Here is a 10,490-nt window from a genome sequence, read left to right on the forward strand (position 1 = left end):
GCGGGGCGGCGGCGCTCCGCCTGTCCGGAGACCGAGATGACCGACGCGCCCTTTTCTGACCACCCCGAGATGCGTTTTGCCCCCGCTGATGCCGCGGCCCTGCCGCTGTGGCTGGTGGACAGCGGCGCCGAGCTGCCCGCGGATCTGAGCCCGGCGCAGCGGGCCTTCGCGCAGGCGCAGGGCTTCGACGGGGCCGCGGGCACGCTGTGCCTGCTGCCAGGTGCTTCGGGCGCGCTCGAGGGGGCGCTTTTCGGCTGGGGCAGTGCCGCGAAACGCCGCCGTGGCCGCTTCCCGCTCGCCCGTGCCGCGGCTGCGCTTCCCGCCGGTGCCTGGCGGCTGGCGACCGATCTTCCCGAGGCCGAGACCGAGGCGCTTGGCTGGTTGTTCGAGGGCTATCGCTTTGGCCGCTATGCGCCGGCGAAGGCGCCCGGCGCGCGGCTTGTCTGCCCGGCGGGCGTCGATGCCGCGCGGCTCGAGGCGATTGCGGCAGGCGAGGCGCTGACCCGCGATCTGATCAACACGCCGCCGAACGACATGGGGCCCGACGAGCTCGAAGCCGCGGTGCGGGCGCTGGCCGGTCGCCACGGCGCGACGGTGAGCGTGATCGCGGGCGATGACCTTCTGGCGCAGGGCTATCCGCTCATTCACGCCGTCGGCCGGGCCAGTCCGCGCGCGCCGCGGCTGATCGAGCTGAGCTGGGGCGGCGAGGGGCCGGAGCTTGCGCTCGTCGGCAAGGGCGTGTGCTTCGACACCGGCGGGCTGAACCTGAAGCCCGGCTCGTCGATGGGGCTGATGAAGAAGGACATGGGGGGCGCGGCCACCGTGCTCGGCCTTGCCGCGATGATCATGGCGCTCGCGCTGCCCTTGCGGCTGCGGGTGCTGATCCCGGCGGTCGAGAATGCGGTCTCGGGCGCCGCCTTCCGGCCGCAGGACATCTACACCTCGCGCAAGGGGCTGACGGTCGAGATCAACAACACCGACGCCGAGGGGCGGCTGGTGCTGGCCGATGCGCTGGCCGCGGCCGACGAGGCCTGCCCGGACCTGATCCTGTGCATGGCGACGCTGACCGGCGCCGCCCGCGTGGCGCTTGGCCCCGAGGTTCCGCCCTTCTACACCGATGACGACGCCCTTGCCGCGGCGCTGGCCGGGGCGGCGGGGGCGGTCGCCGACCCGCTCTGGCGGATGCCGCTGTGGGAGCCCTACGAGACGCTGATCGAGCCCGGCATCGCCGATCTCGACAATGCGCCCTCGGGTGGCATGGCGGGCTCGATCACCGCCGCGCTGTTCCTGCGCCGCTTTGTGACCGAGACCGAGCGGTTCGCCCATTTCGACATCTACGGCTGGCAGCCCGCAGCGGCGCCCGGCCGGCCGAAGGGCGCGGTCGGGCAGGGCGCGCGGGCGATCCTTGCCGCGCTGCCCGGGGTGCTCGGGCTGTGAGTGACCGGCGCCTCACCCCGTTCTCGGGCCGCATCGCGCTTGAAACCCTGCGCGGGCAGGTGGCGGCCGAGGCCTTCACCGAGGGCGAGCCCGCCCGCGTTATCCTGCCGGTGGTCGATCTGAGCCCCGCGCCCGGCGCGCTGCGCGACCGTCAGCTGATCTTCGGCGCCGCGGTCACGGTGATCGAGCGGCGCGGGGCGGCGGCCTTCGTGCAGGCCGCGGCGGACGGCTATTGCGGCTGGGTTCCCGCGGTGGCGTTCGGCGCGCCCGCGCGGCCGACCCATGTCGTCAGCGCCGCCGCGACCCATGTCTATCGCGAAGCCTCGATCAAGCGCGGCGAGGTGATGTCGCTCAGCCTTGGCGCGCGGCTTGCGGTGCTCGACGAAGACGCGAAATTCCTGCGCATCGCCGAGGGATACGTGCCGCGTCCGCATCTGCGCCCGCTCGCCCCGCCCGAGACCGACCCGGTCGCGGTGGCCGAGCGGCTGCTGGGCACGCCCTATCTGTGGGGCGGCAATTCGCGCGAGGGGATCGACTGCTCGGGCCTCGTGCAGATCGCGCTTGCCCTGTGCGGGCGCGTCTGTCCGGCGGATTCCGACCAGCAGAGCCGCGCCTTCGGCGATTTCCTGCCCGCGGGCACGGTGCCGCAGCGGGGTGACCTGTTCTTCTGGAAGGGGCATGTCGCCATGGCCTGCGACGGCGAGCGGCTGATCCACGCGAACGGCCACACGATGAGCGTCGCACATGAGGGCATCGCCGCCTGTCTGGCGCGGATCGAGGCGGCGGGCGACGGGCCCTTCCTCGGGCTGAAGCGGCCCGGCGCCTAGTCGACCGGGCGGATCAGCTTGCGTTCAAGCACGCGCAGCACGGTCGCCAGATCCTGCCCGCGCTTGAGCACCTGCCCGTCCATGCCGATCACCGCATACATGCCCTGCCGGTTGCGCAGGGCGGGGCGCTTCTCGATGCGGTAGAGCGGATTCTCGGCGGCGCGGCGGAAGACCGCGAAGATCGCGACGTCGCGCAGGAAGCTCATGCCATAGTCGCGCCATTCGCCGGCGGCGACCATCCGGCCGTAAAGGGTGAGAATCGCGCCAAGCTCCTGCCGATCGAAGGCGATCTGCTGCGGGGCAGAGGGCTGGGCGGGAAAGGGCGTGGGCGACTGGACCGTCATGACAAAAGGGTGACACCGCGGCGCCGGCAAATCAAGCCCGCGCGGCGGGGCGGGCGCCATGAAATCGCCGTGAAACGGCCCGCAAAAGACCCGCTTTGCCGCCGCATTCCGCCGCGATCGCGGTGGAGGATCGGGGCAGCGGAAAACGCTGCCTCCCGGGGATGCGGTCGAAAGCCCCCACCCAGTTCGCGCCCCCGGGAGGCTTTCCGCGCCCCAGATGCAAAAACCCCGCCCGAAAGGGCGGGGTTTTGTCGTCGGGACGCTGCGCCGGGGCTCAGCCGCAATCGATGTTGAAGATCTTGCCGGTCTGGTCGAGACGGAACACGATGCGCTGCGGGTTGTATTCCTGCGGCTCGAGCCCGCGCCATTCGACGACATTGATCGGACGCGAGATGCCGAGCGTCGGGATCACCGAGCCGGGCTGGCCAAGCGCCGAGACGTAATCGGCGGCGTGGCAGGTGTCGGGCTCGCGCTGCTCGAGCGCGCCCTCGGTGACCTTCGGCGTCAGGTGCGGCGTCGGCATCGGCTCGGCCGGCTCCTCCCGGGTCGTGGTCTGGCAGGCGGCGAGGAGCACCGCACAGGTGGCTATGACGGAAATTCGGAACAACATGTCGCACCCATTGCTTGCGTTGACGGGCATATTGGCTCAGTTTGCCCTCTCTATACAGCGAGGAAACGCCGATGAGAACCCGTGCCGCAGTGGCTGTTGCCCCCGGAAAACCGCTTGAAATCATGGAAGTGAACCTGGAAGGCCCGAAGAAGGGCGAGGTTCTGGTCGAAATCAAGGCAACGGGCATCTGCCACACCGACGAATTCACGTTGTCGGGAGCCGACCCCGAGGGGATCTTCCCGGCGATTCTCGGCCATGAGGGCGCCGGTGTGGTGCTGGAAGTCGGCGAGGGCGTGACGACGCTGAAGCCGGGCGATCACGTGATTCCGCTCTACACCCCGGAATGCCGCGAATGCCCGTCCTGCCTCAGCCGCAAGACGAACCTGTGCACCGCGATCCGCTCGACCCAGGGGCAGGGGCTGCTGCCCGACGGCACCACGCGCTTCTCGATGCTCGATGGCACGCCGATCCATCACTACATGGGCTGCTCGACCTTCGCCAACCACACCGTGGTGCCCGAGATCGCGCTCGCCAAGATCCGCGACGACGCGCCCTTCGACAAGGTGTGCTATGTCGGTTGCGGCGTCACCACCGGCATCGGCGCGGTGCTGAACACCGCGAAGGTCGAGATCGGTGCGAAGGCGGTGGTCTTCGGTCTGGGCGGCATCGGCCTGAACGTCATCCAGGGCCTGAAGATGGCCGGCGCCGACATGATCATCGGCGTCGATCTGAACGACGACAAGGAAGAGTGGGGCCGTCGCTTCGGGATGACGCATTTCGTCAATCCGAAGAAGATCGAGGGCGGCATCGTGCAGCATATCGTCAACATGACGAAGACCCCCTTCGACCAGATCGGCGGCGCCGATTACAGCTTCGACTGCACTGGCAATGTGCAGGTGATGCGCGACGCGCTCGAATGCACGCATCGCGGCTGGGGCGTGTCGGTGGTGATCGGCGTGGCGCCGGCGGGGGCCGAGATCCAGACCCGGCCGTTCCAGCTGGTGACCGGGCGCGTCTGGAAGGGCACCGCCTTCGGTGGCGCGCGCGGGCGCACCGACGTGCCGGGCATCGTCGACTGGTACATGAACGGCAAGATCGAGATCGACTCGATGATCACCCACACCCTGCCGCTCGAGCGCATCAACGAGGCCTTCGATCTGATGCACAAGGGCGAGTCGATCCGTTCGGTGGTGATCTACTGAGGCCGGCCGGGGGCCTTGCCCCCGGCCCCCCAGAGCCTTTCCGCCGGGAAAGATCAGTCGCCCAGATAGGCCCGCAAGGCCGGCGGCGGGCTGTCGAGCAGCGGCGCGGTCGGCTGCGGTGGCAGTGCCCGGCCCTCTGCCACGAGGATCGTCTCGGGGCAGAGGCTGCGGGCATCGGCCGGGTCGTGGCTGACCATCAGCACCGTCGTGCCCTGGGCCGAGGCGATCGTGGCGACGAGGGCGAGCATCTCGGCCTTGAGTGCGGGCCCAAGCGCCGCGAAGGGTTCATCGAGCAGCAGGAGCGGGCGGTCGCGCAGCAGCGTGCGGGCAAGGGCGACACGGCTTTGCTGCCCGCCCGAGAGCTCGGCGGGCTTGCGCCGGGCCATGCCGTCGAGCCCAACTTGCGCGAGGGCCTCCGCGATCCGGGTGTGCTCGGCCCGGCCAAGGCGGAGCTTCGGGTCGAGGCCGAGGCCGATGTTCTGTTCGACGCTCAGATGCGGGAAGAGGTTCTGGTCCTGGAACAGGATCGAGAGCGGCCGCGCGCCCGGGGCAAGGCGGGTGATGTCGGTGCCAGACCACAGGATCCGGCCGCGCGCCGGGGCGAGGAAGCCCGCGATCGCGGCGAGCAGCGTCGACTTGCCCGCGCCCGACGGCCCCATCACCGCGACGCGCGCGCCTCTGGTCACCGTCAGGTCGGCGCTCAGGCGGAAGTCGCCCTGTTCCAGCAGAAGATCATCGAGGGTCAGCATGGCGTCCGATCCGGTCGAGCGCCCAGAAGAGCGCGAAGGTGAGGCCCATCAGCAGGCAGGCGGCGCCGGCGGCCTGATCCATCCGGTAGCTGCCCATCAGCGCGTAAAGCGCAAGCGGCAGGGTCTGGGTGCGGCCGTCGGAGAAGAGGGTGATGACGCCGAGATCGCCCATCGAGAAGGCGGCGGCGATCCCCGCGGCAAAGCCGAGCGGCCGCGCGAGGCGGGGCAGGGTCAGCAGCCGCAGCCGCGCGAGGCCCGTCAGGTTCAGCGCGGCGGCCAGCCGGTCGTAATCGGCCTGCAGGCTGCGCACCTCGGGCAGCAGCAGGCGCAGCGCGAAGGGCAGGCTCATCGCGGCATTGACGATCAGCGTGACCGGCAGGGTGAGGGCGGTGGGGCTGACGACGGGGCGCGCAAGGAGAAAGAGCCCGGTGCCGAGGACGAGGGGAGAGGCCGCCATCGGCAGCATCGCCGCCGCCTCGGCCCAGCGGGCGCGGGGGGCGGCAAGGGAAAGCGGCAGGGCGAGGGCGAGGGTGAGAACCGTCGAGCCCGCGGCAAGCGCGAGCGAGGTCGCGGCGGCGCGCCAGACCGAGGGCGGCAGGTCCGTGAGCGCCGGCAGCCCGCGCAGCGCGATCGCGCCGAGGGGGGCGATCAGGAAGGCCGCGGCAAGGGTGATCGCCACGCCGTCCTTGATCCGGCGCAGGCCCGGGGAGGGCAGGGGGGCGCCCGGCCGGTCAAGCCCGGCGCCGAAGCCCGCGGGCAGGGTGAAGCGTGCGGCGAGTGCGAGCGCCGCGAGCGCCAGCCCCACCTGCACCAGCGCCAGCGCTGCCGCCCGCCCGAGATCGGCATCGAAGCGGAAGGCCTGATAGATCGCCAGCTCGACCGTCGTCGCCCGCGGCCCGCCGCCCAGCACCAGCGCCACGGCGAAGGAACTGAGGCAGACGAGGAAGATGGCGAGCGCCGCGCCGGGCAGCACCGCGCGCAGCATCGGCCGCTCGAGATGGCGCGTCACCTCGGCCGGGCCGAGGCCGAGGCTGGCGGCCAGCCGCAGCCGCTCGGACGGGATCGCCTGCCAGCCGTGCAGCACCATCCGCGTGGCGAGCGGCAGGTTGAAGAAGACATGGGCGAGGATCACCCCATGCGCGCCATAGACGCTGAGCGTGGGCAGGCCGAGCGCGGCAAGCGCGGCGTTCAGCGCGCCGCGCCGGCCGAAGACCGCGATCAGCCCGAGGATCGCGACGATCGAGGGCAGCAGGAAGGGCGCGCCCATCAGCGCAATGAGCGCCTCGCGCCCCGGGAAACGGCGCCGGTAGAGCGCGCGGGCAACCGGCACCGCAAGCAGGCACGACAGCAGCGCCGACAGCGCCGCCTGCCACAGCGTGAACCACAGCGCCGCCCCGTCGGCCCGCGTCAGCGCCGACAGCCCCCCGGCCCGGCCGATCACCGCGGCCAGGGGGGCGAGCACCAGCGCCGCGGCAAGCACCGCCGCCAGCGCCGCCGGAAGGGCGCGCGCGGGGCTCACTTGCCGAAGGCCGCCCGCCATTCCTCGAGCGCCGGGCCGCGCAGCGCCTCGGCCTCGGTCTCGGAGAAGAACAGGCTCTTTTCCGGCCGCGGCAGGGTCTCGAAGCCCTCGGGCAGGAAGCCCGGCTTGATGATCGCGGGATAGGACCAGTTCGCGGTGGCGATCATGCCCTGGAACGCGTCCGACAGCAGGTAGTCCATGAATTTCTGCGCGAGCACGGGCTGTTTCGAGGTCTTCAGCTGCGCCGCCACCTCGGTGTAGAAATAATGCCCCTCGGGGAAGATCGCGGCGACCTTGGTGTCGTCGTTCTCGGCGATGCGGTGATAGGCGGGCGAGGTGGTGAAGCTGAGCACCATGTCGACCTCGCCATCGGTGAAGATACCATAGGCGGTGGACCAGTCGTGGGTGACGGTCAGCACCTTGGGCGCGAGCTTTTCCCAGGCTTCGCCGGCCTTCTCGCCATAGACCGCCTTGACCCAGAGCAGGAGGGCGAGCCCCGAGATTGCCGAGCGCGGATCCTCGATCGCGATCTTGTAGGCATCGGCGGGCGCGTCGAGCAGATCCTGGAACGACTTCGGCGGGGTCTTCAGCTTCGTCCTGTCATAGACGAAGGCGGTCTCGCTCCAGTCGAAGGGCAGGAAGATGACGTCGGTCCAGGCGATCGGCAGGGTCAGGCGGCCGACATCCTCGCCATGCGGCGCGAAGAGGCCGGTGGCGCGGGCGCGGGCCATCACATCGGTGTTCAGCCCGATCGCGACATCGGCTGCGGTCTTGTCGCCCTCGAGCAGGATCCGCGGCAGCACGTCGCCCGCCACGAAGCGCAGATCGCAGCCGCAGTCTTTCTCGAAGCCCGCCTCGATCGCGGGGCCCGGGCCCCATTCCGAGGTGAAATAGTCGGGCGCATAGACGGTGAGGACGGGCTTGTCTTCGGCGAGCGCGGGGCTCGCCGCGATCAGACATGCCGCCAGCATCAGAGTTTTCTTCATCGGTCTCTCCAATGGCGTGACGGACGGGGTCAGGCCGGGAGAGTGCCCGGATACCTTCCCTCCGCCGGTCTTAACCGGTTCAGGTTCAACGGGTTCGCTTGCGCATCTCAGCCGGGCTTTCGGGCCCGGGCACCCCGAGGTGGGGCGCAGGATAGGGCCGCGCAGGGGCGATGCAAGGAAAATCGCGGCAGGAGCGCGTGCCTCGGGCGGCGCCTCCGGCGGAGGTATTTTTGCCAGGAAGAAGCGGCGGGCTTTCATCTTGCCCGAAATACCTCGGGGGGCTCCGCAGGAGCGGGGGCAGCGCCCCCTCCGTCCGCCGGGCTTGGAAAGGGGAGGCTTCGCTGCGCGACCGCGCCGCACGACGCGGTGGTTCCGGGCATGTCCTGCCTGGCCCGAGGCGCAGACCGCGAGCGCCGGTCAGAGTGCGGCGGCGTAGCGCGCGAAATTGTCGAGGATCGCCTGCCAGCCGGCGCGCTGCATCTCGACCGGGTTTTCGGTTTCCGCGTCGAAGGTGGTGGTGACGCGGGTGCCGCCGCCGATCGCCTCGAAGGTGGTCACGGCGCGCCGCCCGTCGGACAGGGTGAAGGCGATGCGCCGCTCGGGCTCGACGATGTCGAAGACCGCCTCGAGGTCGAAGCCGAAACTGCCGTCCTTCGCCTCCATCCGGGCGAGGTATCTGCCGCCCGGGCGCAGGTCGACCTCGGCCCGCGGGCAGTGCCAGTCGGGCGAGGCGAAGTTCCAGCGCGTGATATGGGCGGGGTCGGTCCAGGCGCGCCAGGTGGTGCAGGGCGTGGCGGCGATGGTGGCGGCGATCGTGAGCTGCTCGGCTGCCATGGCGGGCTCCTCCTGTGCCGGGAAAGTGTCGCAGGCGGCTGGCGTTGCGTCAATTGGCTGTAAGGAGCACGGGGGGTCGCCGCGCGCATCGCCGCACTTTCCAGTTTATCGACACGCCGCCATGCCTTAGGAGAAAGGCAAAGGGGAGGCCCGCGATGAGCTACAACACCTTCGGACACATGTTCCGCGTCACCACCTGGGGCGAAAGCCACGGGCCCGCACTTGGCGCCACGGTCGACGGCTGCCCGCCCGGCATCGAGATCTCGGAAGAGTTCATCCAGGTCTTCCTCGACCGCCGCCGTCCGGGCCAGTCGAAGATGACGACGCAGCGGCAGGAACCCGACCGGGTGAAGATCCTGTCGGGCACCTTCGAGGGCCGCACCACCGGCACGCCGATCCAGCTGATGATCGAGAACACCGATCAGCGCAGCAAGGATTACGGCGAGATCGCCCGGCAGTTCCGCCCGGGCCATGCCGACCTTGCCTATCACCAGAAATACGGCATCCGCGACTATCGCGGCGGCGGCCGGTCGAGCGCGCGGGAAACCGCGGCGCGGGTCGCGGCGGGGGGCGTCGCGCAGGCGGTGCTGAAGGCGCTGGTGCCCGGTCTGCGGATCACCGGCTACATGGTGCAGATGGGGGTGAAGCACATCAGCCGCGAGCGGTTCGACCGCGACGAGATCCTGCGCAACCCGTTCTTCATCCCCGATGCGGCGGTCGTTGACGAATGGGCCGATTACCTCGAGGCGGTGCGCAAGAACCAGAATTCGGTCGGCGCGATGATCGAGGTGGTGGCCGAGGGCTGCCCGCCCGGGCTCGGCGCGCCGATCTATGCCAAGATGGACAGCGATCTGGCCGCGGCGATGATGTCGATCAACGCGGTCAAGGCGGTCGAGATCGGCGAGGGCATGGCGGCGGCGGGGCTCACCGGCGCCGAGAATGCCGACCAGATCCGCATGGGGCCCTCGGGCCCGGTCTACGAGACCAACCACGCCGGCGGCATCCTCGGCGGCATCACCACCGGCCAGCCGATCGTGCTGCGCTTCTCGGTCAAGCCGACTTCCTCGATCCTGACGCCGCGCCGCTCGATCGACGTCGCCGGCAACGAGGTCGAGGTCATCACCAAGGGCCGCCACGACCCCTGCGTCGGCATTCGCGCGGTGCCGGTGGCCGAGGCGATGATGGCCTGTGTCATCCTCGATCACCTGCTGCTGGATCGCGGCCAGACCGGCGGCACCCGCGGCCGGATCGGCTGAGCCGCTCACGGCTGCGCGATCGGCTCCCTTGCTCCGGCCGGAGCGGAGGGGCTATGCTGGGGGGCCCGCAAGGTCGCGGGCAGGGGGCAAGATGGCGCAGACAGAGACGAAACCGGCTATCCGCAAGGGGCGCAAGTTCGACCAGGTGCTCGAGGGGGCGCGCAAGATCTTCCTGCGCGACGGCTTCGAGGGCGCCTCGGTCGACGATATCGCGCGCGAGGCGGGGGTGTCGAAGGCCACGCTCTACAGCTATTTCCCCGACAAGAAGCTGCTGTTTCTCGAGGTGGCGCGGGGCGAATGCGCGCGCCAGGCCGACGAGGCGGGTGAGCTTCTGGCGGCCGGTGCCCCGCCGCGCGAGGTGCTGGGCTTTGCCGGCGGCCGGATCGTCGAGTTCATGTCGTCGGATTTCGGCTTCGGCTTCTTCCGGATCTGCGTCGCCGAGGGCGACCGCTTTCCGCAGCTGAAGCAGGGGTTCTACCAGGCTGGGCCGATGCTGCTGCACAACCGGCTGGTCGATTACCTGAAATGCGCGGTCGAACGCGGCGAGCTGGCGATCGAGGATTTCGACCTTGCGGCCGATCAGTTCATCGAGCTGTGCAAGGCCGACATCCACGCCCGGCTGCTCTTCGAGGGGAGCTGCTGCTGCACCGCCCATCACATCAAGCGCACCGTCGACGGCGCGGTCGAGATGTTCCTTGCCCGCTATGGCGTGAAGGGCTGAGGCGC

Annotated in this window: 11 protein-coding genes and 1 riboswitch; of the genes, 5 read left to right on the top strand and 6 right to left on the bottom strand. The window is 70.3% G+C overall.

Going from position 1 to position 10,490, the window contains the following annotated elements; genetic code table 11:
- Positions 1–36 precede the first annotated feature (36 nt).
- Positions 37–1,437, top strand: coding sequence for a leucyl aminopeptidase family protein (locus AC0QTQ_RS03880; RefSeq protein ID WP_480258332.1), 1,401 nt, complete (start codon positions 37–39; stop codon positions 1,435–1,437).
- The gene (locus AC0QTQ_RS03885) at positions 1,434–2,264 is read left to right on the top strand and encodes a C40 family peptidase (RefSeq protein ID WP_480258333.1); all 831 of its coding nucleotides are present in this window, start codon (positions 1,434–1,436) and stop codon (positions 2,262–2,264) included. The genes AC0QTQ_RS03880 and AC0QTQ_RS03885 overlap by 4 nt, the downstream gene beginning before the upstream one ends.
- Here the strand turns inward: AC0QTQ_RS03885 and AC0QTQ_RS03890 are convergent.
- Positions 2,261–2,608, bottom strand: coding sequence for a DUF2794 domain-containing protein (locus AC0QTQ_RS03890; RefSeq protein WP_113899826.1), 348 nt, complete (start codon positions 2,606–2,608; stop codon positions 2,261–2,263). The genes AC0QTQ_RS03885 and AC0QTQ_RS03890 overlap by 4 nt on opposite strands.
- Before the next feature lie 274 nt (positions 2,609–2,882).
- Positions 2,883–3,218 carry a hypothetical protein gene (locus AC0QTQ_RS03895; RefSeq protein ID WP_121531972.1) on the bottom strand — a complete coding sequence of 112 codons (336 nt, stop codon included), beginning with the start codon at positions 3,216–3,218 and terminating at the stop codon, positions 2,883–2,885.
- 71 nt (positions 3,219–3,289) lie between these two features.
- Between AC0QTQ_RS03895 and AC0QTQ_RS03900 the strand changes: the two genes are divergently transcribed.
- Complete coding sequence (locus AC0QTQ_RS03900) at positions 3,290–4,420, top strand: S-(hydroxymethyl)glutathione dehydrogenase/class III alcohol dehydrogenase (RefSeq protein WP_480258334.1); 1,131 nt, start codon at positions 3,290–3,292, stop codon at positions 4,418–4,420.
- A 53-nt stretch (positions 4,421–4,473) separates the two neighbouring features.
- Here the strand turns inward: AC0QTQ_RS03900 and thiQ are convergent, their stop codons facing one another.
- The 4 genes from thiQ to AC0QTQ_RS03920 all read right to left on the bottom strand — a co-directional run bounded on the left by thiQ (position 4,474) and on the right by AC0QTQ_RS03920 (position 8,508).
- Positions 4,474–5,169, bottom strand: coding sequence for a thiamine ABC transporter ATP-binding protein (thiQ, locus tag AC0QTQ_RS03905; RefSeq protein WP_480258335.1), 696 nt, complete (start codon positions 5,167–5,169; stop codon positions 4,474–4,476).
- Complete coding sequence (locus AC0QTQ_RS03910; RefSeq protein ID WP_480258336.1) at positions 5,153–6,709, bottom strand: ABC transporter permease family protein; 1,557 nt, start codon at positions 6,707–6,709, stop codon at positions 5,153–5,155. The genes thiQ and AC0QTQ_RS03910 overlap by 17 nt, the downstream gene beginning before the upstream one ends.
- Complete coding sequence (locus AC0QTQ_RS03915) at positions 6,685–7,674, bottom strand: thiamine ABC transporter substrate-binding protein (RefSeq protein ID WP_480258337.1); 990 nt, start codon at positions 7,672–7,674, stop codon at positions 6,685–6,687. The genes AC0QTQ_RS03910 and AC0QTQ_RS03915 overlap by 25 nt, the downstream gene beginning before the upstream one ends.
- Positions 7,675–7,713: 39 nt before the next feature.
- Positions 7,714–7,821: riboswitch (TPP riboswitch) on the bottom strand.
- 270 nt (positions 7,822–8,091) lie between these two features.
- Positions 8,092–8,508, bottom strand: a complete 417-nt coding sequence (locus tag AC0QTQ_RS03920; RefSeq protein ID WP_480258338.1) for an SRPBCC family protein — start codon at positions 8,506–8,508, stop codon at positions 8,092–8,094.
- Positions 8,509–8,663: 155 nt separating this feature from the next.
- Here AC0QTQ_RS03920 and aroC point away from each other — a divergent pair, with 155 nt between their 5' ends.
- Both aroC and AC0QTQ_RS03930 read left to right on the top strand, forming a co-directional pair.
- Positions 8,664–9,764 carry a chorismate synthase gene (gene aroC / locus AC0QTQ_RS03925; RefSeq protein ID WP_480258339.1) on the top strand — a complete coding sequence of 367 codons (1,101 nt, stop codon included), beginning with the start codon at positions 8,664–8,666 and terminating at the stop codon, positions 9,762–9,764.
- Between the two features lie 91 nt (positions 9,765–9,855).
- On the top strand, positions 9,856–10,485 hold the full coding sequence (locus AC0QTQ_RS03930; RefSeq protein WP_480258340.1) for a TetR/AcrR family transcriptional regulator: 630 nt from the start codon (positions 9,856–9,858) through the stop codon (positions 10,483–10,485).
- Positions 10,486–10,490 lie beyond the last annotated feature (5 nt).

Source organism: Paenirhodobacter sp. YD-8, assembly GCF_056590935.1.